26 protein-coding genes and 1 tRNA gene are annotated in these 25,352 nt (G+C 39.1%); 1 reads left to right on the top strand and 26 read right to left on the bottom strand.

Annotated features, from left to right (window positions below):
• Positions 1-118: 118 nt before the first annotated feature.
• From tig to B6F02_RS05290, 20 genes are all read right to left on the bottom strand, one after another.
• Complete coding sequence (tig, locus tag B6F02_RS05385; RefSeq protein WP_080146347.1) at positions 119-1,429, bottom strand: trigger factor; 1,311 nt, start codon at positions 1,427-1,429, stop codon at positions 119-121.
• 207 nt (positions 1,430-1,636) lie between these two features.
• Positions 1,637-2,569, bottom strand: coding sequence for a hypothetical protein (locus B6F02_RS05380; protein ID WP_080146346.1), 933 nt, complete (start codon positions 2,567-2,569; stop codon positions 1,637-1,639).
• A 117-nt stretch (positions 2,570-2,686) separates the two neighbouring features.
• Positions 2,687-3,469 carry an acetyl-CoA carboxylase carboxyltransferase subunit alpha gene (locus B6F02_RS05375; protein ID WP_080146345.1) on the bottom strand — a complete coding sequence of 261 codons (783 nt, stop codon included), beginning with the start codon at positions 3,467-3,469 and terminating at the stop codon, positions 2,687-2,689.
• Positions 3,470-3,524: 55 nt separating this feature from the next.
• A complete protein-coding gene (accD, locus tag B6F02_RS05370; RefSeq protein ID WP_080146344.1) occupies positions 3,525-4,370 on the bottom strand; it encodes an acetyl-CoA carboxylase, carboxyltransferase subunit beta in 846 nt (281 codons plus the stop codon).
• A 3-nt stretch (positions 4,371-4,373) separates the two neighbouring features.
• Complete coding sequence (locus B6F02_RS05365) at positions 4,374-5,747, bottom strand: acetyl-CoA carboxylase biotin carboxylase subunit (RefSeq protein ID WP_080146343.1); 1,374 nt, start codon at positions 5,745-5,747, stop codon at positions 4,374-4,376.
• An 82-nt stretch (positions 5,748-5,829) separates the two neighbouring features.
• Positions 5,830-6,252, bottom strand: coding sequence for a 3-hydroxyacyl-ACP dehydratase FabZ (fabZ, locus tag B6F02_RS05360; protein WP_179128580.1), 423 nt, complete (start codon positions 6,250-6,252; stop codon positions 5,830-5,832).
• Positions 6,253-6,298: 46 nt separating this feature from the next.
• Positions 6,299-6,790, bottom strand: a complete 492-nt coding sequence (gene accB, locus B6F02_RS05355; RefSeq protein WP_080146341.1) for an acetyl-CoA carboxylase biotin carboxyl carrier protein — start codon at positions 6,788-6,790, stop codon at positions 6,299-6,301.
• Positions 6,791-6,793: 3 nt separating this feature from the next.
• Positions 6,794-8,035, bottom strand: coding sequence for a beta-ketoacyl-ACP synthase II (fabF, locus tag B6F02_RS05350; RefSeq protein WP_080146340.1), 1,242 nt, complete (start codon positions 8,033-8,035; stop codon positions 6,794-6,796).
• A 15-nt stretch (positions 8,036-8,050) separates the two neighbouring features.
• Positions 8,051-8,788: a 3-oxoacyl-[acyl-carrier-protein] reductase gene (gene fabG / locus B6F02_RS05345; protein ID WP_080146339.1), complete on the bottom strand. Its 738-nt coding sequence runs from the start codon at positions 8,786-8,788 to the stop codon at positions 8,051-8,053.
• 16 nt (positions 8,789-8,804) lie between these two features.
• Positions 8,805-9,740, bottom strand: a complete 936-nt coding sequence (gene fabD / locus B6F02_RS05340) for an ACP S-malonyltransferase (RefSeq protein WP_080146338.1) — start codon at positions 9,738-9,740, stop codon at positions 8,805-8,807.
• A gap of 153 nt (positions 9,741-9,893) precedes the next feature.
• On the bottom strand, positions 9,894-10,844 hold the full coding sequence (gene fabK / locus B6F02_RS05335; protein WP_080146337.1) for an enoyl-[acyl-carrier-protein] reductase FabK: 951 nt from the start codon (positions 10,842-10,844) through the stop codon (positions 9,894-9,896).
• Positions 10,845-10,869: 25 nt separating this feature from the next.
• Positions 10,870-11,097, bottom strand: coding sequence for an acyl carrier protein (locus B6F02_RS05330; protein WP_080146336.1), 228 nt, complete (start codon positions 11,095-11,097; stop codon positions 10,870-10,872).
• A 21-nt stretch (positions 11,098-11,118) separates the two neighbouring features.
• The gene (locus tag B6F02_RS05325; RefSeq protein ID WP_080146335.1) at positions 11,119-12,105 is read right to left on the bottom strand and encodes a beta-ketoacyl-ACP synthase III; all 987 of its coding nucleotides are present in this window, start codon (positions 12,103-12,105) and stop codon (positions 11,119-11,121) included.
• Positions 12,102-12,557, bottom strand: coding sequence for a fatty acid biosynthesis transcriptional regulator FabT (gene fabT / locus B6F02_RS05320; protein ID WP_080146334.1), 456 nt, complete (start codon positions 12,555-12,557; stop codon positions 12,102-12,104). The genes B6F02_RS05325 and fabT overlap by 4 nt, the downstream gene beginning before the upstream one ends.
• Positions 12,558-12,824: 267 nt before the next feature.
• Positions 12,825-13,190, bottom strand: a complete 366-nt coding sequence (locus B6F02_RS05315; protein ID WP_080146333.1) for a DUF2187 domain-containing protein — start codon at positions 13,188-13,190, stop codon at positions 12,825-12,827.
• Positions 13,191-13,313: 123 nt separating this feature from the next.
• Positions 13,314-13,931 (bottom strand): alpha/beta hydrolase, encoded by a 618-nt coding sequence (locus B6F02_RS05310; RefSeq protein WP_080146332.1) that lies wholly within the window; start codon positions 13,929-13,931, stop codon positions 13,314-13,316.
• 63 nt (positions 13,932-13,994) lie between these two features.
• Positions 13,995-14,435, bottom strand: a complete 441-nt coding sequence (locus B6F02_RS05305) for a MarR family winged helix-turn-helix transcriptional regulator (protein WP_080146331.1) — start codon at positions 14,433-14,435, stop codon at positions 13,995-13,997.
• Positions 14,436-14,547: 112 nt separating this feature from the next.
• The gene (locus B6F02_RS05300; protein WP_080146330.1) at positions 14,548-15,126 is read right to left on the bottom strand and encodes an NADPH-dependent FMN reductase; all 579 of its coding nucleotides are present in this window, start codon (positions 15,124-15,126) and stop codon (positions 14,548-14,550) included.
• 90 nt (positions 15,127-15,216) lie between these two features.
• Complete coding sequence (locus tag B6F02_RS05295; RefSeq protein ID WP_080146329.1) at positions 15,217-15,786, bottom strand: CDP-alcohol phosphatidyltransferase family protein; 570 nt, start codon at positions 15,784-15,786, stop codon at positions 15,217-15,219.
• Positions 15,787-15,959: 173 nt separating this feature from the next.
• Positions 15,960-16,460, bottom strand: coding sequence for a hypothetical protein (locus tag B6F02_RS05290; protein WP_080146328.1), 501 nt, complete (start codon positions 16,458-16,460; stop codon positions 15,960-15,962).
• Between the two features lie 152 nt (positions 16,461-16,612).
• Between B6F02_RS05290 and B6F02_RS05285 the strand changes: the two genes are divergently transcribed.
• Positions 16,613-16,686, top strand: a tRNA-Arg gene (locus B6F02_RS05285).
• Positions 16,687-17,399: 713 nt separating this feature from the next.
• On the opposite strand, the gene glnA (B6F02_RS05280) is transcribed toward B6F02_RS05285, so the two are convergent.
• From glnA (B6F02_RS05280) to rpsA, 6 genes are all read right to left on the bottom strand, one after another.
• Positions 17,400-18,743, bottom strand: coding sequence for a type I glutamate--ammonia ligase (gene glnA / locus B6F02_RS05280; RefSeq protein ID WP_080146327.1), 1,344 nt, complete (start codon positions 18,741-18,743; stop codon positions 17,400-17,402).
• Positions 18,744-19,078: 335 nt separating this feature from the next.
• Positions 19,079-20,419: a type I glutamate--ammonia ligase gene (glnA, locus tag B6F02_RS05275; RefSeq protein ID WP_080146326.1), complete on the bottom strand. Its 1,341-nt coding sequence runs from the start codon at positions 20,417-20,419 to the stop codon at positions 19,079-19,081.
• A gap of 124 nt (positions 20,420-20,543) precedes the next feature.
• Positions 20,544-21,704: an NAD(P)-dependent malic enzyme gene (locus tag B6F02_RS05270; protein ID WP_080146325.1), complete on the bottom strand. Its 1,161-nt coding sequence runs from the start codon at positions 21,702-21,704 to the stop codon at positions 20,544-20,546.
• A 143-nt stretch (positions 21,705-21,847) separates the two neighbouring features.
• Positions 21,848-22,123 carry an HU family DNA-binding protein gene (locus tag B6F02_RS05265; protein WP_080146324.1) on the bottom strand — a complete coding sequence of 92 codons (276 nt, stop codon included), beginning with the start codon at positions 22,121-22,123 and terminating at the stop codon, positions 21,848-21,850.
• Positions 22,124-22,440: 317 nt separating this feature from the next.
• The gene (gene der / locus B6F02_RS05260) at positions 22,441-23,754 is read right to left on the bottom strand and encodes a ribosome biogenesis GTPase Der (RefSeq protein WP_080146323.1); all 1,314 of its coding nucleotides are present in this window, start codon (positions 23,752-23,754) and stop codon (positions 22,441-22,443) included.
• A gap of 131 nt (positions 23,755-23,885) precedes the next feature.
• Complete coding sequence (gene rpsA, locus B6F02_RS05255; protein WP_372924835.1) at positions 23,886-25,193, bottom strand: 30S ribosomal protein S1; 1,308 nt, start codon at positions 25,191-25,193, stop codon at positions 23,886-23,888.
• Positions 25,194-25,352: the final 159 nt, after the last annotated feature.

Here is a 25,352-nt window from a genome sequence, read left to right as displayed (position 1 = left end):
CAGAACATGTGTGCTTGCCAATAGCCTGTACTATCTGTTCTTTTTTACCTTCATTAAGAAAAAGGGAATGCTTTACAGCATTCCCTTTTCCCAATAAGTTTAGCATTCATTCGAACGATTATTCAGCAGAGTTTTCTTCAGCTGGCTCTAACGTTTCTTTAGCTGTAGATGTAATGACATCAATGGCTTTTTTAAGTGAGATATCACGTGTCAACAAGTCAGTTGATAAAACACTGCGAACTTGATCTTCAGGCATGTTGTATTGTGCAGCGAGATCTTTGATTTCTTTTTCAATATCTTCTTCATTCGCTTCAAGGTTCTCAGCTTCAACGATTGCTTCAAGCACTAAGTTTGTACGTACATTGAATTCTGCTTCGCCTTCGAATTGTTTATGAAGATCTGCTTCAGTAGAGTTCGTCATTTGGTAGTACATTTCAGGAGAGATCCCTTGTTGTTGAAGGTTGTTCAAGAACATGTCCATTTGACGGTGAACTTCATCATGAGCCATTTCATGAGGGATTTCTTCGATTTTAGCATTCTCTACTGCTTTACGGATTGCTTCGTCATCGCGAGCATCGTTTGCAGCATTTTCGCGTCCTTCTTCAAGATTTTTGCGAATTTTTGCCTTTAATTCATCTAATGTTTCAACTTCTTCATCAGCATCTTTTGCAAACTCATCGTCAAGTTCTGGAAGTTCTTTTGATTTGACTTCATGAACTTTAACTTTAAATACTGCTTCTTGTCCTGCAAGATCTTCTGCTTGATATTCTTCAGGGAAAGTAACCGTTACGTCTTTTTCATCGCCGGCTTTTGTTCCAACTAATTGTTCTTCAAAGCCTGGGATGAATGAATTTGAACCTAGTTCAAGAGAGTGGTTTTCAGCTTTTCCGCCTTCAAATGCTTCTCCGTCTTTAAATCCTTCAAAGTCAATAACGACAGTGTCGCCTTCTTCAGCTGCATCTTCTTTAATTGTCAATTCAGCCAGATTTTCACGACGTGTTTCGATATTTTTTTCAACAGCTTCATCTGTTACTTCGCGATCTTGTTTTGTAACTTCTAGATCTTTGTACTGTCCTAGTTCAACTTCAGGTTTTAATGTAACATCAGCAACCAGTTTCCAGTCTTGTCCTTTTTCAACTGATTCGATATCAATTTGAGGTTGAGCAACCGGCTCGATTCCAGCTTCTTCTACTGCTTTAGAATAAGCTTCTGGAAGCAAGTCGTTCAAAGTATCTTCATAAAGAGCTGCTTCTCCATACATCTGATTGAACATCTTACGTGGAACGCGTCCTTTACGGAATCCTGGTACATTTAGAGATTTTTGAACTTTTTTAAATGTTTTGTCCAATCCATTCTTTACGGTTTCTTGATCGATCGAAAAAGTCAAACGACCAGAAGTAGCTCCTGTTTTTTCAAAATTTGCTGTCATAACTTTTTTTACCCTCCAAATTTCTTTTTATCTGTATTAAGTGATGCTGATTTATTCAGAATAAATCAGACAGTGTTAAATTCTATATTTCAGCTAGTATCATACTAGTGCACATGGAATTTTCATTCACTTAGCATATTAAACATACTAGCTTATCATACAATAGTTACTTGAAAATGTAAACAAAAACCCGGAAAATTACGCTTTTTAATCACTTAATCTTCTTATCCAATCAGCCATTTCTTTCTCTTCATTTTTAAATACAGATTGTTCAGGTGTTTCTTCATTCGAGTAGTAACCGATGAATAGTTCTACCCATTTATCAGTATTTTTTATGATTTGGTCGGTAAATGGAAAAATTTTCAATAGCTGAAAATTCATTTCTGGTTTTAGAGCCATTAGTAAACTAGGATTTTTTTCTAGCTGACGCTCCAACTGTTCGTTTAAGGCTTTCACTTTCTCATTCTCTTCAAATGGAATCAAACGAGACGGATTGATATCAACAGCAAGTTCATTCAACGAAAAATGAATAGTGCAGTTGACTTGATTTTTGATTAAAGTCTGCAGAAAGATTGACCGTATAACATGATTTGTATAAGGATTAGAGAAAATAAAGGGTGCTGCGCCTGCTAATGTATCGTTGTCTAATTGAGCAGCCTGTTCAATAATCTGCAGCTGTTCATCCATAGAGCGATCAGCTAATCCGAACAGCTTCTGTTTGGTTTCTTCCAGAAAAGCAGCATGCTGCTCTTTTAGTTGTTTCTTTTCTTCTTCGAGCAATCCCTGCATTTTCTCAAGTTCTTCACCTTTTACACTAGACTGTTGCTGAAGGATCTCCATAAACTCCTCGGCCTCATCTACTTTTTGAGCTTTGATTAAAAGAAACAGGTAAAGCAGCTTATAATGTTCATCTTCTCTATACCGTTCTTCAAAGTCATCGGCAATAAGTACAGCCTCATTATACTTTTCCGCAGCAACTAAAATTGAAACGTAAACGGCATTAACTTCAACTGATTTAGAGTGTGCGTATGCTTGCTCCACTGATTCAATAGCTGCTTTTGTATGTCCATTTTGCATTTCAGTTTTAGCTTTTTGTAAATAAAACAAATCATTATTTGGAAATTCGATGGTTTCTCCCATTCTCTCGCCTCTTTCTGATTAACATTATATAGACTGAATCGTATACATCAAGGACAAGTTACTATTATAGGACAACAAAAAGCCGAGCAGAAACAAATTTTTCTGTTCGGCTTTTGATTAGAATTTCCGAAAACGTTCATACCGTTCCTGCACAAGCTCTTCTGCAGTTTTCATTGACAAGCGACTGATTTCATCGCTAATCTCTGCTTTTAAAGTATTGAGTACTTGATCTTGAGCAATTTTCTGATCATCTTTTTGTTCATAAATGATTTTATCGATCACTTCCATTTCAAGTAAATCATAAGAAGTCAGTTTCATAATTTCAGCTGCCTCACCGGATCGTTTAGAATCTTTCCAGAGAATTGAAGCAAACCCTTCAGGTGATAGAATCGAATAAATAGAAAATTCCATCATCCAGACTTGATTACCGGCAGCTAAAGCTAAAGCTCCGCCACTACCGCCTTCACCTATAATAATCGATAGAATCGGTACTTTAAGACTGCTCATTTCTAAAAGATTCTTGGCCAACGCCTCACCTTGTCCGCGTTCTTCCGCTTCAACACCACAGTAAGCTCCTGAAGTATTGACAAAATTGATGATCGGTCGATTGAATTTCTCCGCTTGCTTCATTAATCTTAGAGATTTTCGGTATCCTTCAGGATGCGGCGAACCAAAATTGCGCTTCAGGTTCTCTTCCAACTCATGCCCTTTTTGGTTTCCGATGATCGTGACGGACTGTCCATTCAGTGAACCGACTCCTCCCACTATCGCAGCATCATCTTTATACGCACGATCTCCATGAAGCTCAATAAAATCATCAAAAATCGCTTCAATCAATTCAGTTGTAGTGATGCGGTCTGTTTGTCTCGCAATTGACACAATATCCATTGCTTCCGCCATATGACCACCTCTTTTTCTTTGTCTAGTATCTTATCTTTTCACTTTAATTATCTGATCATCTGCTATGCAATGTCAGCAGTTGGCTGATCATGGTTCTTAGTTCTTTTCGATCAACAATCTTGTCAATAAAGCCATGTTCAAGTACCTTTTCTGCCGACTGGAAATCCTCAGGGAGTGCTTCTTTGATGGTTTGCTCAATCACTCTTCGACCGGCAAACCCAACTAGAGCACCCGGTTCAGCAAGTATAATGTCTCCCAGCATAGCAAAACTTGCCGTCACACCACCTGTGGTCGGATCTGTAAGTACTGTTAAGTAAAACAAACCTTGATCAGAATGGTTCTTGATAGCTGCACTTGTTTTGGCCATTTGCATCAATGACAAGATGCCTTCTTGCATTCTAGCACCGCCAGAAGCTGTAAAAATGACTACTGGAAGCTTTTGAGCTGTTGCTTTTTCAAATAAGCGAGTGATTTTTTCACCGACTGCTTGGCCCATACTTCCCATAATGAAATTCGAATCCATGATGCCAATCGCTAATTCCATACTATCGATGGTTGCACGACCAGTTACAACAGCTTCTCTCAAACCAGAATTGATTTGTGCTTTTTTCAGTTTTTCATCATATCCTGGAAAATCAAGCGAATCTGTGGAAATGACGTCTTCATCCCATTCTTCGAATGTTCCTTGATCAACTGTCAGCTGCAGTCTTTCTTGAGCACTGATTCTGAACGGATACTGGCAATTAGGACAGACTCTTTCTTGTCCTAATTCTTTTGAATATATTGACTGTTTACAATTAGGACATTTGACAAACAAACCATCCGGGACAAACGGTGCCTTATCAGCATCCACATTCGTTTTTTGGATGGGTATATAGGGACGCTTCTTGAATAAACGCATAAGTTAGTCCTCCTCTATTCGTGCTTGCCATTTCGGAATAAAGGTATCTTCCAAGTAGTTAGTGTGGTATTGACCGTTCAAAAACTCTTCATCATCCAGTAAGTCCAACTGGAAAGCCAAGTTAGTCTGAATACCTTCAACGATCATTTCTTTAAGTGCACGCTTCATTTTAGCGATGGCAATCTCACGAGTTTTCCCGTGTGTAATAACTTTTGCGATCATAGCATCATAATAAGGAGGAATCTCTCCACCTGCAAATAAAGCTGTATCAACTCTTAGTCCCATACCGCCTGACGGCAGATTAAGATAACTGATAACACCTGGTGAAGGCGCAAAGTTAAATGAAGGATTCTCCGCATTGATACGACACTCAATAGCGTGTCCGCTGAATGTCAATGATTCTTGATCAATCGATAACGGCTGATTATCTGCGATTTTAATTTGTTCTTGTACAATATCAAAGTCAGAGATCATTTCAGTAATTGGATGTTCTACCTGAATACGAGTGTTCATTTCCATAAAATAAAATGATCCTTTTTCATCCATTAAGAATTCAACCGTTCCGGCATTTTTGTATCCTACATACTGTGCTGCACGAACTGCTGCTGCACCAATTTCTTCTCTTTGTTCAGGAGAAAGTATGTGTGATGGCGCTTCTTCCAGAATTTTCTGATGTTTTCGCTGCATTGAACAATCTCTTTCTCCAATGTGAATCACATGTCCGAAATGGTCACCAAGCAATTGTACCTCAATATGCTTTGCAGGAGAAATGATTTTTTCCATATACATACGGTCGTCTCCGAAAGCCGCTTTAGCTTCTGACTTTGCATGATAGAACGCCTGCAGCAATTCGTCTTCAGACTTAACCACACGCATGCCTTTTCCACCGCCGCCCGCTACCGCTTTAACGATGACAGGATAGCCGATTGCTTTCGCAGTTTCAATGACTTCTTCATCTGTTTCCAGAAAACCGTCACTTCCTGGCACGATCGGCACATTTGCTTTTCGCATCATTTCTCTAGCGTTTGCTTTATTCCCCATCTGATCGATCGTTTCCTTGTCAGGGCCAATAAAGACGATATTCACTTCTTCACACATCGCTGCGAATGTACTGTTTTCAGAAAGGAATCCAAATCCTGGATGAATCGCTTGGGCACCAGTAATGACTGCGGCACTCAAAATATTCTGCATATTCAAATACGAACCACTGGCTTTAGACGGACCGATACAAACGGCTTCATCAGCAAGCTGCATATGCAAAGCATCTTCGTCTGCTTCTGAGTAAACTGCCACTGTCTGGATTCCCATTTCTTGACAGGCACGGATGATTCTTACCGCTATCTCTCCTCGATTGGCAATCAATATTTTCTGAAACATGTTATTACCTTCCTTAATCATAATTGAGCGCTCTGATCCAAATCAGGGTCAGAGCGCATACTTCAGTACGTTATAAAGTATATTATCGACCGATAATAAAGGTCATCTCTACTTCGCAGACTTTCTTGCCATCTACGTAGGCAACCCCTTTACCAATTCCAGCATATTCTTTTAATTTAACAATATCGACTTTTAACTCAAGTACATCTCCAGGAACGACTTTTTTTCTGAATTTCACTTTGTTCAAGCCGCCTAAGTAAGCTGTCTGTCCTTTAAATTGATCCATTTTAAGTAATGGAATAGAACCCGCTTGAGCTAGACTCTCAACGATTAAGACACCCGGCATAACTGGTTCGCCTGGGAAGTGACCTTGGAAAAACTCTTCATTGATCGTTACGTTTTTAATGGCAGTAACATGTTCGCCAGGAATCATTTCCGTTACTTTATCAATAAAGTAAATCGGATAGCGATTGGGTATAAGCTCTTGGATTTCTTTAATATTCATTTCTGTCATGTTCAGTACTCCTCTAGATTAGTTTATACGCACTCTTTTAGTGGGTATCGATTAGCTGTACAAGCGGTTGCCCAAATTCGATTGGCTGACCATCTTCGACAAGAATATTGTGAACTTTTCCGCTCACATCACTCTTAATCTCGTTCATTACTTTCATTGCTTCAATGATGACCAGCGGCTGACCTTTTTCAATCACGTCGCCTACTTTAATAAACGGCGGTTTATCAGGTGAAGCAGCTAGATAAGAGGTTCCAACGATAGGTGCGCTGATTTCATGCACATTTTCCAGTTGTTCCACTTCTTCAGTCAAGCCTTCGACTTCTTCACTAACCGCAGCAGTTCTGTCAGTAGTCATTCGATCTGCTGGCTGAGATGATGGATTTTGAGCAGCTGTTTCTTGCCCTGTATAAATAGGAGCTGCATCGTTTTTACTCATTTTCAGTGAGATCGAATCGTTTTCCAGTTCAAATACTTTTAAACTGGAAGCATCGATCTTATCAATCAATTCTTTTATCTGTTCATACTTCATTCGTTAAGCTTCCTCCCATTTTTTAAATAGGGTGACCGCATTGTGTCCTCCGAAACCAAGTGAATTGTTTAGAGCGTATTGAATATCTTTTTCTCTGGCTTCGTTCGGTACGTAATCTAAATCACACGCTTCATCAGGCGTTTCTAGTCCGATTGTCGGAGGCAATACCCCTTCTTGCAATGCTTTAATACAAGCAACTGCCTCGATTGCACCAGCACCACCTAGTAAATGCCCTGTAGCACCCTTAGTACTTGAGATTGCTACCGCTTTAGCCGCTTCTTCTCCAAATGCACGTTTAATCGCGGCCGTTTCTGAAGAATCGTTAGCCGGTGTAGCTGTACCATGCGCATTGATATACCCCACTTGGCTTGGCTCAATACCAGCTTCTTTAAGTGCATGCAGCATAGCATTCGCTGCGCCTTCACCGTCTGGGGTAGGTGCTGTCATGTGGTAACTGTCACCCGTTGCTCCATAACCAACAATCTCAGCATAAATTTTTGCGCCTCTTGCTTGAGCACTTTCCAAACTTTCGAGCAGAATGACTGCGCCGCCTTCTCCCATTACGAATCCTTGACGATTCTTATCAAAAGGTGTCGAAGCACGGTCAGGATCTTCACTGTTAGACAACGCCGTCAAAGCAGCAAAACCTGCCATACCAATCTCATTGATACTTGCTTCTGATCCACCAGCCAGCATATATTCTGCATATCCATGTTTAATATTTCTATATGCTTCACCAATTGAATTGTTTCCTGAAGCACATGCTGTAACGATAGATAAGTTTGGTCCTTTAGCACCTGTAGCGATAGAAATATTTCCAGCTACCATATTACCGATTGCCATAGGAACAAAGAATGGGGCTACTCGATCTAACCCTTTTTCATGCATTTTGATGATCTGACTCTGCATAGCGTTCAATCCACCGATACCAGAACCTACCATAACACCTAAACGGCTTGCATCTATTGATTCGACATCCAGTTTCGCATCTTCCATTGCTTCTAGTGCAGCAACTACACCATATTGAGAGAAAACATCCATTCTTTTAGCCAGCTTGCGGTCCATTCTTTCTTTTGCGACAAAGCCTTTAACTTCTCCTGCAACATGGACATCGATTGAAGTTCCATCAAATTTTGTTAATGGTCCAATCCCGTTTTTACCTGTTTTTAATCCGTTCCAAAACTCTTCTACATTATTACCTAGAGGAGTGACTGCTCCTAATCCTGTAACGACGACTCTACGCATGTTATTTCCTCCTATTTATCCGTTCATAACCATTCCACCGTCAATATTCAAAACCTGACCGGTGATATACTTTTGTTTACTTAAAAATACGGCTGCTTCAGCAACTTCTTCTGGCTGTCCTAATCGGCTCAGCGGAATTTGCGTCATAATGGTCTCTTTGACTTTATCATTTAAAACGTCTGTCATATCAGATTCAACAAAACCTGGAGCGATCGCATTGACCGTAATGCCTCTAGGAGCCAATTCTCTTGCAACTGACTTAGTAAATCCGATTATTCCAGCTTTACTGGCAGCGTAATTCGCTTGTCCTGCGTTGCCGATTTGACCCACTACACTAGCTAAGTTGATAATACTGCCGCTTTTTTGCTTCAGCATATATCTAGAAGCTGCTTTCGTTGTATAGAAAGTCCCTTTTAAGTTGATATCCAGTGTCTGATCAAACTCTTCTTCGCTCATTCTAAGCAGCAGATTATCTCTTGTAATACCTGCGTTATTAACCAGTACATCAATACTGCCGAACTGTTTTTTAGTATCCTTGATCAACTGTTGAGCAAAATCAGGGTCGCTGATATCGCCGATGCAAGTCATGACTTCTCCGTCAAATTGGCTTAATTCTTGAACTTGTTCTTCAGAAATCGGTTTTCTACCATTTAAAACGATATTATGTCCTTCTTGGGCAAAGGCATATGCGATGGCTTTGCCAATTCCTCTAGAACTGCCTGTTACGATGACGGTTTGTTTGTTCTCTACCATTTTTCACCTCTAATAATTAATTGTTAGCTGCAACTTTTTCAATTGCTTTATGCAACTGTTTGATATTTTCGACATTTAAGACTGTAACACTGCGGTCGATCTTCTTGACAAAAGTTTTAAGGGTCTTTCCTGGACCGAGTTCGATAAAAGTGTCTGCACCATCTTGAATCATCTGACGAATCATCTGTTCAAACTTAACCGGTGACATGACCTGTTGAATAAGTGTCTCACTGACCTGTTCTTTGTCAGCATATTTATCGGCTGTCGTGTTGCTGTACACCGTAACACTCAGTGGGTTCATCTCAACATTTTTCAATTCTTCAGCCAGTTTTTGTGCTGCCGGTTCCAGCAGTTTTGTATGGAACGGCCCGCTGACATTCAACGGAATGACTTTTTTGGCACCAGCTTTTTCCAATGCTTCTGAAGCTGCTGCTACCCCTTCTTTTATTCCTGCAACTACTAACTGACCAGGCATATTGTAGTTTGCTACTTGAACGTAATGTGTTTCACTGATCTCGTCACATATTTTTTCAACGACTTCAGCTTCTAGCCCCATTACAGCCGCCATTGCGCCTGTTCCTTCAGGGACTGCTTGATCCATATACGTACCACGTTTATGTACAAGCTCTACTGCATCTTCAAATGTAAAAACCTCTGAGGAAACCAGTGCGGTATATTCTCCCAAACTTAACCCCGCTACCATATTCGCTTTGATACCAGCTTCTTTCAGCAATTGTTCAATAGCATGACTCAATGTCAAAATGGCTGGTTGTGTCAGCGGAGTCCAGTGCAGCCGTTCATCATCATTGAACATTACTGCTGCTAAATCAATTCCCAAACGTTCACTAGCACGATTAAACACCTGCTTCACTTGATCATACTCTTCGTACAATTCCTTACCCATCTCATTATATTGAGCTCCTTGCCCGCTAAATAAGAATGCTGTAGACATATCGAATATCCTTTCTGTATTGCCTTTAATTAAGCAGCAAATAGGAATGAAGACCGATTTTGATAGATAGATATAGTAAAATAGCAGATAACCATCTTCATTCCTGGTTCATTGCTTTTTTATACTTTGATAATCAAAGTATTAGTGAAAAATTTAGAATACCAAAGGATTTGAGGTCAAAGCTTTGTATTCTTCCATTAACTCTTCTACAATTTCTTTACAGCTTTGTTCTTTCTTGACTAACCCCGCGCTCTGTCCAGCCATGAATGATCCGGTATTTTTATCTCCATCGATCACGGCTCTTTTCAGTGCACCTTTACCAAGTGCTTCTAGACGAGAGAAATCTGGATTTTCATCACTTGTGATTTCTTTTTCGACTTTTAAGTACTCATTTGTCAGTTTATTTCTCAGTACACGTACTGGATGTCCAGTAATCTGACCTGTTACAACCGTATCGATGTCTCTTGCTTTGATCACGCGTTTTTTGAAGTTATCGTGAGCGATACTTTCTGAAGCCACTACGAAACGAGTGCCCAGTTGGACAGCAGAAGCCCCTAACATGATAGCAGCTGCCATTCCTCGCCCATCAGCAATACCGCCAGCAGCTATTACAGGAATAGAAACAGCATCAACTACTTGCGGCACAATCGTCATTGTCGTTGATTTTCCAATGTGGCCGCCCGCTTCCATTCCTTCGCAGATAATCGCATCTGCGCCGTCTTTTTCCATGCGTTTAGCAAGCGCTACAGAAGCGACTACAGGAATAACGATGATGCCGGCTTCCTTAAATTGCTTCATGTATCTACCTGGACTGCCAGCACCTGTAGAAATCACACTGACTTTTTCTTCACACACTACGTTTACGACTTCCTCAACATAAGGTGAAAGCAAAAGTACATTAACTCCAAAAGGTTTGTCTGTCATTTCTTTTGTTTCTCTGATCAATTTACGTACGACTTCTCCTGGCTCATGTCCAGCTCCGATCATACCCAAACCACCAGCGTTGGAAACGCCAGCTGCTAAGCTGGGAGTTCCAACCCAAGACATTGCTCCTTGGATAATCGGATACTTGATTCCGATTCTTTCCATTAAAGATCGACTCATATAGGAGCTCCCTTCCAAAATTTAATTACGCTAGTTGCTCGTCAACATATTTAACGATGTCTTCTACAGTATTTAAACCTTCTTCAGTTTCGATTTTAATGTCGAATTCATCTTCGATATCATTGATGATTTGGAATAAATCCAGACTATCTGCATCTAATTCTTCACGGAAGTTTGTAGATGGTTGTACTTCTTCTGGCTCTTTATCTAATTGATCCACGATAATTTCTTGAATTTTTTCGAAAGTTGACATATTTGGTTCCTCCAATAATTTTTATAGGTTTATTAATAGTGATCCCCAGGTCAATCCGCCACCGAAGCCGGTCAACACTAAGGTCTGTTTACTGCCGAGCTGAATGTCTCCACGTTCAATTAGATCATCTAATAGTATTGGGATACTAGCCGCAGAGGTATTTCCAAAGTACTGTATATTCTGCGGGAATTTTTCAATAGGTTGTTTCAACTTTTTGGATACTGCTTTAATCAGTCTTGCGTTTGCTTGATGTAACAAGAAATAGTCGACATCTTCCAAGTCTAAACCATTATCTTCTACAACTGTTCGAATATTTTTGGGTACTGACCTAATAACAAAATCAAAAATATCTCTACCGCTCATTTGCAGATAAGGGTTCATTTCTCTTTTGATAGTTAAGGGATTCTCAAGCGCAGTTTCCCCTGATACCAGGGACCGTCCTCTTGATCCATCTGCATGTATATCTTCACCGATAAAACTGTGGGTATCACTGTTTTTCTCCAACAGCATAGCTCCAGCTCCATCCCCGAACAACACAGCAGTTGATCGATCTTGCCAATCGACAACTTTAGACATGACTTCTCCGCCAATAACTAGTGCATATTGATAAGGACTTGCAGACAACATTTTTTCTGCTACTGAGCTCGCATAAACAAATCCGGAACAAGCTGCATTGATATCAAACGCCATTGCTTGTGCTGCGCCTATATTCGCTTGAACTGTACAAGCAACAGAAGGCGACTGAGCATCCGGCGACATAGTGGCTACTATCACTAATCCTACCGCTTCAGCTGCAACACCTGCTTTTTTAAGAGCTTCATGAGCAGCTTTCGTGCATAAATCAGCTGTACTTTCCACTGTACTGATATGTCTCTGCTGTATACCTGTTCGTGAAGTGATCCATTCATCGGAAGTATCTAACCATTCCGTTAAATCATCATTCGTTAGTACTTTATCCGGAACGTATTTTCCGACTGATCGAATTTTGACCTTTTTCTGACTACTCACTCTGGTAATTGCTCCTTTGTGCGTTCTAAATAATTATGAAGATTTTTTAGACCCAGTATTAAAATTTCTGACTGTTCCTTATCCATTTCTGCTATTGTTTCTTTGACCATGTCACGGTGAAATTTATCATGCAGACGATACAGTAGACGTCCATTAGACGTCAACGCTAGTTTGACGACTCGTCGGTCCTGTTCTGTCCGCACTCGGTCAACATATCCTTTGCGTACAAGATTATTGACTGAAACGGTCAATGTTCCTGCAGTAACCCCAAGTTTCTTGGCCACTTCGCTGGTTGTATGCTGATGATACATCCCGATTGCTTCTATCGTATGCATTTCTTTAATAGATACATCTTTAAAACGGCTGGACTGTAAAGTCTTTTCCTCTATCATCAAAACATCATTAAAAATGGTAACCAAATAACTATTGATTTCCTGAACTAATGGATCCACATCAACTCCTCCATTTCTATGCATAGTCAATATACTTTGATTATCAAATTATTTGACAATCAAAATAATATCTTAGAATTGAACCCGTGTCAAGAATAAATTCATTGCTCTAATTTTTCTAAAAATCTGATCTCACAATAGATGAATGGCAAATAAAAAAACCGTTCGATCTTCTTCTTCGGAAAGTAGCAAGAGGCTGCTTACTATACGCAAAGATTCAGATCAAACAGTTTTGTCTATACCTATTACAACATTTCATTCGTCAGTTTATTCGACTTCTTCCGTTTCTTCATTGACTTGTTTTTTGAAGCCTTCAATATCTTTGAAGTTCACAACGGTTTTTTCTTCCATCAAATCCTGCATTCGTTCTGTAGACTGATCCCAATTGATTTTAACGATGGCACTGTTGGTCAACAGCTTTTCAATGACGCCTTCCATCGGCTCTTCTCTAAAGAAGAACACAATCTCATCGCCAATGTCTGGTCTAAGATCTTCTTTAATTGTATCTATAATCTCGACAGCTTCTTTATAAGGCAAATCCAGTAAATTAGCAATTCGGGAGTTGCTGGCACCTTTTCGAAGTTCTGTTTCCACTAATACTTGAACTTCATCGGTAATTTTTTCTTTAGCCATAAAAATCTCCTTAGTCTTAAATTTTCAGATCTTTATTAAATGTTTCTAATCAATTATACCATAAATTAGAAATAAAATCATTCATAGTAAAACTTTAGGATATGACTTTTCTTTTTTTGCTTACTAAAGGTTTTCATACCACATTGAAGCAGCATTTAGTTCTTCTTCTGACAAACTATGACCGGTTTTTCCCCAATAAATTTGCAGAGATGCTCCGGCTTCTGTCAGCATTTGTGCTAATTCATCCGTTTCTTCCGGCGGGCAGATCGGATCATTTTCACCTGCACCAATGAATAGTCTTTGATGAGACATATTCGGCAATTCCACTGTTCTTATAGGGACCATAGGGTGAAGCAGCAAGCCCTGATATAAAACATCGTTATAATGGAACAACAAGCTTGCCGCAATATTCGCGCCATTTGAATAGCCAAGTGCAACTAACTGCTGCAAGTCAAAATCGTACTCCTCGGATGCTGATTCTAGGAATTCTTTCAGTTTGACCGTTTCTTTTTTCAAGCTTTCTTCATCCAGTACGCCCATTGCTTTCCTTTCAAAAAATCGATTCATTCCATTTTCGTCGATATTTCCTCTCAGACTGAGTATACCTGCTTGAGGATCAATCATTTTTGCTAGTTGAATCAAATCTCTCTCATCTCCGCCTGTACCATGCAGCAGCAAAAAGATCGTTGTGTTGCCCATCAATGGTTCTTCAAAGATATGAATAAATGAATCGATTGCCATAGTCGTTTGTCTCACCTTTCTGTTTACCCGTTCTATTCTTTTCATTCTGGGTTTCAATATACTTTACTTCATCAGTTTTGTTGCTTCGTACCCTACTTCTTTTAGCAATGTTCTTAACTTGCTCAAGTCACTATCACTCAAATTTTTAAATAGTTTTTCAATCGTTTCTGCATGTTTAGGGAAAATATCCTGCATCTGTTCATGCCCTTTTTCCGTCAGCTCAGCAAATGTAACCCGTCTATCCTTTACATCCGCTACTCGCTGTACAAGTCCTTTTTCTTCTAGCCTGTCTATCACATACGTTATACTGCTGGAAGCTAGTAGAATCTTCTTGCCAATCATCTGAATCGGTTGTCTGCCTTTATTATATAAATATTCCATGACAGTGAATTCTGTTGCATTCAATCCATAGGATGTCATATCTTCTTTTACAACTCTTTCAACACTAGACGCAGCTCTCAAGATGGTCGTCAGCGCTTTTAAAGAATCTTTATTTCTTGTCATCTTCTCACCTACTTATATATATGCTTAATAATATACGAATTCGTAGTACAAAACAATAAACAGATAAAGAATAGGTAAAACCTATTCCTTATCCTACTGCAGATTCATTATTTTATTGATGATCAGCTGTCTTTTTTTGACGTACACCCTGCATCGCTTCTGTCCATGGCAGCAGCTGATTAATCATTGTTTTGACCGCCTCTGTCTGAGCATCTGTCGGGTTAAGGTTTGGATAATCAAAGTCATAGAAAATAGATAATGCCGGATGTGTTCTTACATGTGCTACTTGAAACTCTGAAAGTACCCCTCTGAGATGCTCTGCAGATCTGACCCCGCCCGTGGACCCATAACTGACGATACCAGCAGCTTTATCATTTAGCTCTGGATACAAAAAGTCTAAGGCATTCTTAAGTGCACTGGGTATCCCGTGATTGTATTCAGGAGCGATAAAGATATATCCGTCTTTTTCATTCATTTTCTCAGACCACGGCCGTTGCTTCTCTTTTTCCACTAAATCTTGTGTGTATGCAGGAGAGGTCGGCTCTGCAAATAGCGGAAGATCATACCTTTTAATATCTACTATCTCATACTCTGCTCCGCCAATTTCAATCGCCAGTTTTTTGACCCACTCAGCAACATCTAAATTGACTCGGTTTTCTCTGATAGAACCGGTTACAATACCAATTTTCATTTTAAAGTCCTCCTTTTTCAATGCAATTTCAGTATACCACTCACGAAATTATATGAAAAAAGTTAACCCTCTGAAATATCATTCTAAAAATCAGACATTGGGTTCTTTATATAAATTAAAAAATACACTTAAATATCCTACCAATGCAGCCAGCTGGAAAAATGCTGTAGTCAGTATTAGAACCATTAGTAAAGTAGAATCAATTGATGGAGAAATCACTAAAATAAACATACAGCAGTAAAAGACGATCGTCCCTATTTTTCCAAACCACATTGCTCCATCGATCACTTGGCCCTTTTTCAGCAAAAGCAAATTGATTATAAATAAACTAAATTCTTTAAAAATAAACAGTACGAGCAGATAAGCCATAATCGGCCAGTTAACAATCAAAACGGCTGCAACTGCGACTTGTGTCAATTTATCCGCTACAGGATCAATCAGTTTACCAAGATCTGAAATTTGATTAAATCTTCTTGCAATGATCCCGTCTATCGCATCCGTTACGCCTGACAGGAAGAGAATACCCGCTGCAATCAAATGCCCATTCCAATCCTGTGCGATCAGATAGGAATGTACAAAGAAAGGAATCAGCAGAACTCTAAAGTATGATAAAAGATTGGGTATTTTAAGCCAATCCTGCTTCTTAATTTTTTTATTCATCCATTCACCTCAAATGTATTTCAAACAACAAAAAAGAGGATCCTCAACTTGGCTCCTCTTTATGCTGACTGTTCACTAGTCAGTTACGGCTTGCAACTTCAATACATCCATTCGTCTGCATTTTTAAGTCGTCCTGCTTTTCAGTTAGATTATACTCGATTTTATTTTCAAATTCAATTTCTTTCCGTATTCTCACTATGGTTATCAGGATTGAAATTATCTTCTTGCGTTTTGGAGTCCGCTCCAGATTTTTTAAAGTCTACTCCGAATCCGGGTGCTGATATATGATCGTCTATCTCGGATTCAAAATCGCTCTTTTCACTTTCATCTTCTCTAGGCGGGTTGTTGTTTTTACCCATTTCGGATTCTATGGCTGTGCCTCTGTTTCGTTCTGGCTGATCTTTTAAAATAACAAAACCGCCGCGTTTGATTGTATCAGAAAATAAAGAAGCCGCTGATTCACTCAGCTTATATTCATCTGAAACATCAATGTTTCTAGCATCTTGCTCACTAATACTGTCCACTTTGACATCCGTCAAATTCTTAATGGCTTGTTCATTTTCTTGTTTTGTTACAATGATCAATGCTTTTTTTGGAATATTGTCTTGTTGAGTCAATTCATCGATTCTTTTAGCTGCTTCCTCAACAACTTGATAACTGGATACTAGTTTCATAATCTGTTTCCTCCTTGGTCGAATGATTATCTTCATAGTATCAAAGGAAATACTCCCTTCCAAACAGGAAGACTTGCTTTTTAAAATTATATTTCAAATTCTATTGACTTTTACCTTAATCCATAATATAATTTATTCTGTTGCTGTTAAGTGTTCTGGTAGCTCAGCTGGATAGAGCATTCGCCTTCTAAGCGAACGGTCGGGGGTTCGAATCCCTCCCAGAACGTAAAATACAGGTCATAAACGCTCTTATGACAATATAGTAGTTTAATTACTGCCTAAAACGCCTTCTATTTCCTAATGAGATAGAAGGTGTTTTTGTATGCTCATCGTTAAATCACAGTCATACAAAAAAGAGTATTGTCACTATTGAAGATTAATTTTATGGCTATATGTATACGAACTTACAAGAGAGGTTGAAAATGTTGAGCTATACTATTTAGACTTCGAATCTGATTAAATCAACTAATTAAAATGCAGTTCAGAATATTTTTAAATAAATCTTTATAGGCAAAAAGAAGAGCAGCTCACCACCGGCTACTCTTCTTTTTCGTTAGAATTATCTGATTTATTCATGTGCGCCATAGTTGAATAAAAGAAACAGGATATTAAATAGAACCACTACTCCGACTATAATCAATAAGGTTTTCATTCATCTACTCCTTTGCTATTATAAACAGCAAATTGACTGCATGGTTTACGATAGACGATTCGTACTGTTAAGCTTAACCTTTTAATTTTGGGGGATAAAATAGCAGGCTTTCATTTTTCTAACCTATGATTATTTTAAAATACCTTTATTTTTTATCGTTGTCAATAAAAGCTGTTCAAAATTTTGTTGTCATTTCTATTTTGAACAAGTACTTTATCTCTTTGGATAAGAGTCCATAAAAAAGAGGCACTTGAGAGCGCCTCTTTCCAATCCATCAGAACGAAGAATTAATATAAGTTTAAATATTGATCTTTTTCCCACTGGCTGACAGTTGCTTTATACTGATCCCATTCAACTGTTTTTGTTGCAACGAAGTTATTGAAGATATGCTCACCAAGTGCTTCTTTGATTGTTTCATCTGTTTTCAAGCTTGCTACTGCTTCTTGCAAATTGCCTGGAAGTGACTTGATACCTAATTCGTCCAATTCTTCAGCCGTCATTTCATAAATATTGTTTCTAGTCGGTTCAGCCGCTTTCAGATCACGTTTGATCCCATCAAGACCAGCTTTCAGCATAACTGCCAGCGCTAAATAAGGGTTTGTCGTAGGATCCACTGAACGGACTTCTAACCGTGTAGACAGACCTCTTGATTCAGGTACACGAATCATTGGTGTTCTGTTGCGTCCTGACCATGCAATGTATACAGGAGCTTCATAACCAGGTACCAAACGTTTATAAGAATTGACTGTCGGATTCGTAATGGCAGTGAAAGCAGGCGCATGTTCCATAAGCCCAGCCAAGAATTTATAAGCTGTGTCGCTCAATTGCATTGGACCATTTTCGTCATAAAAAGCATTGCCTTCTTTTGTGAATAGAGACATGTTGCAGTGCATACCAGAACCATTGATTCCAAAAATCGGTTTTGCCATGAAGGTAGCATGCAATCCATATTTTCTTGCAACAGTTTTAACGATCAGTTTAAACGTTTGAATATTATCACAAGCTTCGACCGCATTAGCATACTTCCAGTCAATCTCATGTTGACCAGGAGCAACTTCGTGGTGACTTGCTTCAATTTCAAATCCTAGATCTTCAAGTTCGAGTACAATATCGCGACGGCAGTTTTCCGCTAAGTCATTGGGTGCAAGATCAAAGTATCCACCATTGTCATTTAAGTGTTCTGTTACTTCATCATTTTCATTTAGTTTAAACAAGAAAAATTCTGGTTCAGGCCCTAAATTGAATTCTGTAAATCCTAATTCTTCTGCTTCTTTAAGAACACGTTTCAAGTTTGTACGTGGATCTCCTGTAAATGGTGTTCCATCTGGATTGACGATATCGCAGATCAAGCGAGCTACTTTCCCTTTTTTAGATGAATCTGTTTCCCATGAAAAGACTAACCAAGTGTCAAAGTCAGGTTTCAGATACATATCTGATTCTTGAATGCGAACAAACCCTTCAATAGAAGAACCGTCAAACATCATTTCTCCATCCAGAACTTTATCCAATTGAGTGATGGGTACCTCTACGTTTTTAATGATCCCTAGAATATCTGTGAACATTAGTCGCAAAAAGCGGACATTTTTTTCTTGTACTTGTTCTTTTATGTATTCTCTTGTGATAGCTGTCATTTTAATTTCCTCCTGTAATGGTCCTTAAATTTTATCATTCGTTTATTAGTTATTAGATGCTGACTCGTTGTTCAGCACTGTTGAAGAATATCACTCGAGCGAATGGGAATCAACAGCTTCTGAATATGTAAAAGGTATTGCTTGATTTACTTTTTTTAGTAAGGTAAATCAGCTGTTTTGATTTTGAATCTTAAGCTGAAACTGAGCTATACCACTTTAAACAGTAATAAAAAAAGCGCGATACTTTAGATTTAAATAGAGATCTTATTGATAAGACCACTATAAAAAACAAAGTACCGCTCTTTTTTTTCTGCTTCATACAGCTGAATAGTCAGTTAGTATAATTCAAAGTATTTATTTGTTTCCCATTCGGAAACAGCTAATGAGTAATTGAACCAGTCTTGTTCTTTAGCAGCAACAAATCGTTCATAAATATGTGAACCAAGAGCTTCTTGAATGGTTTCATCTCTTTTCAGATGTTGTACAGCCTCATCCAATGTTCTTGGCAGTGCCTCTATATTATTTTCCTGACGTTCGATCTGATCCATGTTGTAAATATTTCGATTGATCGGTTCAGGTGCTGTTTTTGCTTCACTGATCCCTTTTAATCCGGATTTCAGTAAAACTGCCAAAGCAAGATAAGGATTAGCACTAGGATCCACACTGCGAAGCTCTACACGTGTAGACATTCCTCGAGAAGAAGGAACACGCACTAACGGAGTCCGATTAGTCCCAGACCAGGCGACATACACGGGTGCTTCAAAGCCAGGTGTCAGACGTTTATATGAGTTGATAATCGGATTACATATAGCAGTGTATGCTTGAGCATGATCCAAGATACCTGCGATAAACTGATATGCAGTACTGCTTAATTGCTGTTCGTCAGATTCATCATAAAAAGCATTTCCTTCTTCATTGAATAATGACATATTAAAATGCATGCCGGATCCATTGATATCTGCCGCAGGTTTCGGCATAAAGGTCGCATGCAAGCCGTGTTTACGAGCAACTGTTTTGACAATCAGCTTAAAGGTTTGAATATTATCGCAAGCCTCAATCGCATCTGCATATTTCCAGTCGATTTCGTGCTGTCCGGGAGCTACTTCATGATGGCTGGCTTCAATCTCAAAACCAAGCGCTTCTAGTTCAACAACAATATCTCTACGGCAATTTTCCGCTAAATCTGTTGGCGCAAGGTCAAAATAACCGCCATTATCATTTAATGTCTTGCTTGGTTTTCCATTTTCATCTAGTCTGAATAAAAAGAATTCTGGTTCCGGTCCTAAATTAAATTTTGTGAACCCGACAGCCTTCATTTCTTTTAATACTCTTCTCAAGTTATTTCTAGGGTCTCCTGCAAACGGCGTTCCATCTGGATTATAAACATCACAGATAAATCGTGCGATTTGACCATTCATACTTTCAAGTTCCCATGGAAAAACCAGCCAAGTATCCAAGTCTGGGTGGAGCTTCATATCACTTTGGTCTATATCCACGAATCCATCGATCGATGAACCATCAAAAGCAACTTCATTATCCATCACTTTTTCTAATTGACTGACTGGAACTTCAACATTTTTGATAATGCCATCGATATCTGTGAACATCAATCTCAAAAATCGGACATCTTTCTCTTTCGCTTGCTTCAGTATTTCCTCTTTCGTATAGGAGGACATGGTTCAATACTCATTCCTTTCGGTTTTTTGACTCTATCCTAACTAAGGATACAGAATGAGAACGATTTCTGTCAAACCATATGTCTAAATTAAACAATGCTTTAGATACTCATCAGTGAATTGCTCATTCAGCTTTATGCACTGCCTGTTTTACACTCTCAGCTACAATTTCAGCAACTTTAGGGTTAAATACATCTGGAATAATGTGTTCAGGATTCAGCATTGATTCGTCCACCACTTTTGCAATTCCTTTTGCAGCTGCAATTTGCATCTCATCTGTGATCGCTTTTGCTCTAGCATCCAATGCTCCTCTAAAAATGCCTGGGAAAGCCAGTACGTTATTAATCTGATTCGGATAATCGCTTCTGCCGGTCCCTACTATAAAGGCTCCCCCAGCTTTCGCATCTGCTGGACTGATTTCAGGCTCTGGATTGGCCATTGCAAAAATGATGGGTTTTGCTGCCATAGTTTTGATCCATTCCTTTTTGAGCACATTAGGAGCAGAAACGCCGATGAATAAATCTGCATCTTTGACTGCATGCTGTAGATTCCCTTTCAGGCGATCCGGATTAGTCCACTCTGCTAACTGTTTGTGCCGCTCCTCCAGTTCGGGGTCATCAGCTGAAAGGATTCCTTTTTGATCTACCACAACGATATTTTCAGCACCTGCTAAGTGCAGTTTGTTCGCAATGGCAACTCCTGCTGCTCCAGCACCGTTGACAACGACCTTAACGTCTTCTATCGACTTCTCTGTCAGTTTTAAGGCATTATAGACTGCTGCTAATACGACTATAGCCGTTCCATGCTGGTCATCATGGAAAACTGGAATATCCAGTTCCTCTTTTAGTCTTCTTTCAATTTCAAAACATCTAGGAGCACTGATATCTTCTAAGTTGATTCCGCCAAAGCTTGGAGCGATTGCCTTTACATGAGAGATGATTTCTTCCACATCTTGAGTATTTAGAGATATCGGTACAGAGTCTACACCTGCAAATCTTTTAAATAGTGCGGACTTACCTTCCATGACGGGAATTGCTGCTTCAGGGCCGATATTGCCTAGTCCCAGGACAGCTGAACCATCTGTAACGACCGCAACTAGATTTCTTTTTGAAGTATATGTATAGACCTCTTCTTTATTAGCGGCGATAGCAGAGCTGACAGCAGCTACGCCAGGTGTATAAGCGACTGCTAGATCTTCTCTATTTTCAATACTGATTTTTGACCGCATTTCAATTTTTCCACCTAGCTCTTTACTGAGCTGCAGAGCTTTCTCTTTAATATCCATTTCCATTCTCCTCTTCAGACTGTCTCGTTTACTTTATCAGTATACGAGAATATAGGTTACAATGATACTGAATAAAAGCAAAAAGAGCCGTGTTCCTTTTCAGGAACACTGACTCTATAAAAAGTATATACTTTTTCTACGTACTATTTCACTGCATCTTTAAGTGCTTTACCCGCTTTGAATGCAGGTACTTTGCTTGCAGGGATTTGGATTTCTTCCCCAGTTTGAGGATTGCGTCCTTTACGTGCAGCGCGATCACGAACTTCAAAGTTACCAAAGCCAATTACTTGAACTTTTTCACCGTTAGCTAGTGAGTCTTTAATGGTTTCGAATACCGCTTCAACTGCAGCAGTTGCGTCCTTTTTAGTAAGGTCAGTTGTTGCTGATACTTTTTCGATTAATTCTGCTTTATTAGCCATCGTACATTTTCACCTCCTCATAAGAAGATCGATGCAAATCATTATATCTAGATTTGCGATCTTTCAAAACATCCCTATTTCATTAAATGAATGCATTGGGTGAAATAGTCTTCTTACGACATTTCATTTAAAAAGATACCATAGAAACGTTGATACTGCAATGATTTTGTTGAAAAGAACCATATTTTTATTTTCAGATTCCAACGATTTAGGACTTGACTTCTTAAAAAAACAATGCTTTTTATAGAAAAGACTCAAGAACTATCTTGTTTCATTATTTATATAAAAAAGCATGAGACTATCCCCAATTTCAGGTATTAAGTTCGTCTTCTGGCAATTATATGGATAGGCGTTCCTTCAAAATCGAACGTATCTCTAAATCGATTCTCTAAAAAGCGTTTATAAGAAAAATGCAGTAATTCCGGATCATTAACAAAAATGATAAAGGTTGGAGGACTGACATTAACTTGAGTTGTATAATAAATTTTCAGTCTTCTGCCTTTGTCTGTCGGTGTAGGATTCGTTGCTACAGCATCCATTACTACATCATTTAAAATAGAAGACTGGATACGAAGATGTTGATTGTTATAAACTCTTTCAATCAAATCAGGTAATTTATTCAGTCTTTTCTTCGTTAATGCTGAAACAAACACCATAGGCGCATAGCTGAGATACTTGAATTCTTCTCTGACTTCCAATTCAAAATCTCTTAGTGTATTGGTCTCTTTTTCTACTGTATCCCATTTATTTACTACAATAATAATACCTTTACCGGCTTCATGAGCATAACCGAATACTTTCTTATCTTGTTCGCGGATACCTTCTTCAGCATTGATCACACATAAAACGACATCTGAACGCTCAATCGCTCTTAAAGCTCTTAGAACACTGTACTTTTCAGTACTTTCGTAAACTTTACCTTTTTTTCTGATCCCTGCTGTATCAATGATGGCAAATTCACGGTCATCACTCGTAACGAAACGCGTATCTACCGCCTCTCGTGTCGTTCCGGCAATATTGGAAACGATGACTCGTTCTTCACCGATAATCGCATTAACTAAGCTTGATTTCCCTACGTTTGGTCGACCAATCAAGCTAAAGCGGATCGTATCATCATCCAATTCATTATCAAGATCTGCCGGGAACTGATCAACAACTGCATCAAGCAAATCACCAAGTCCTAGACCATGAGAACCAGAAATTGGATACGGATCGCCGAGACCTAGAGAATAAAACTCGTAACTGTAGGCTCTAGATTCAGGATTATCCGCTTTATTGACGGCTAAGACAATCGGTTTACCTGATTTATACAGCATAGGAGCTACTTGCTCATCAGCATCCGTTACGCCTTCTCGAATACTTGTCAGCATGATAATAACATCGGCTTCATCAATCGCAATCTGAGCCTGGTTTCTGATCTGCTGATTCAATGGCTCATCTTCCATAGTGATTCCGCCAGTATCGATCAGTGAGAATTCTTTCCCCAACCATTCAGCGTCAGCATAGATTCTATCTCTTGTTACTCCAGATACGTCTTCCACAATAGAAATCCTTTCGCCGACGATTCGATTGAAAATCGTAGATTTTCCAACATTCGGACGGCCGACAATGGCTACAACTGGTTTAGTCATATCTGTTCACCTTCTTTCTTTTCTTTCCATTAATTGGTATATTCAAAAACATACACCCAACCCTCTAAACAAGTTAGCCCTGTTCAGAAGTTTGGGTGCTCTTATTTTATCTAAAGTAAAATCATCAGATGTTACGCTTGGTTATCATCGTCATCATTATTGTCGCTCATAAAGCTAGACAATTGATCACCGATCTGATCACCTAAAGTAAATGCACCATCTTCATCATCGTCTCTAAGAGAAGGTTGTTTCACTTCAGCTCTTGGTTCTGTTTTTTCATCAGCTCGGTTTGATTGCTGAGCTGGTTGTGACTGTTGTCCTTCAGGCGCATCTTCTAGAGCTTTAATGCTTAAAGAAATACGCTCGTCTTCAGGATTGACACTCAAGACTTTCACTTCAATTTCTTCATCTTTAGCCACTACTTCATGCGGAGTTTCTACATGTTTGTGTGCCATTTCAGAAATGTGAACGAGTCCTTCAACACCTGGTTTGACTTCAACAAATGCACCAAAGTCAGTTACTCGTTTTACTTTTCCTTGTACAACGGAACCTGCTGGCATTTCTTCTGCTACATTTTCCCATGGTCCAGGTAAAGTATCTTTAATAGATAGAGAAATACGTTCTTGTTCTCTATCAACACTCAAGACTTTAACGTCTACTTCGTCACCTTTAGAAAGTTTTTCTTTAGGATGACCAATGCGTTCATGAGAAATTTCAGAGATGTGAACAAGGCCGTCAACGCCGCCTAAATTAACAAATGCCCCAAAGTTCGTCAATCTTACGACAGTACCTTTGACAGTCGAACCTTCTTCCAAAGCATTTAAAGCTTCTTCTCTTGCTTCTGCTTGTTCAGCTTCCAGTAAGACTTTTCTAGATAAAATCAGTTGACGCTCATTTGGATCGATTTCCAAGATTTTAAAAGTGTAAGTTTCCCCTTCAAATTGACTTAAGTCACTGATATAGTGAACGTCCATTTGAGAAGCTGGAACAAATCCTCTAACACCGACATCAACAGTCAATCCACCCTTAACAACGCGAGTGACAGGGGCTTCGATTGTTTCGCCTTTATCAAATACTTCTTGCAGATCTTCCCAGACTTTTCTTTGATCTACACGTTTTTTAGAAAGTACGAAGCTTCCTTGTTCTTTATCTTTTACGTCGCGCAACACAACAACGTCAATAATGTCTCCGACTTTAACTACGTCAGAAGGGTTATCGAAGCGCTCTGTAGATAGTTCGCGAGGAGGAATGATTCCTTCTTGTCCGCCGCCTAATCCGACAATGACTTGTTTGTCATTATCAATAACGAGAACTTCTCCCTGCACTAAATCTCCAGGTGTAATGTCTACAACGCCTTTTAAAACATCTGACATTGATTCGGTTTCGCTGTCTGTTGCTTCTACAGCGGGTTGAACTTGAACATCTTCATTTTCTGCAATAGCGTCTTCAGGTGTTGTTCCATCTGGTGAATTTACAATCACTTGATCTTCCGCTACTTCACGAGCTTCTTGCTCAGTTGTGTTATTTTGAACATCTTCGTTCATATTTTCTTTGTCTGCCATCTTATATGTGCCTCCCAATACCAATATTTCTACTCT

The sequence above is a fragment of the Marinilactibacillus piezotolerans genome, from assembly GCF_900169305.1.
GTDB lineage: Bacteria > Bacillota > Bacilli > Lactobacillales > Carnobacteriaceae_A > Marinilactibacillus > Marinilactibacillus piezotolerans_A.
The sequence above is the reverse complement of the archived record's forward strand: the minus strand, read 5'-3'. Positions and strand labels throughout refer to the sequence as shown.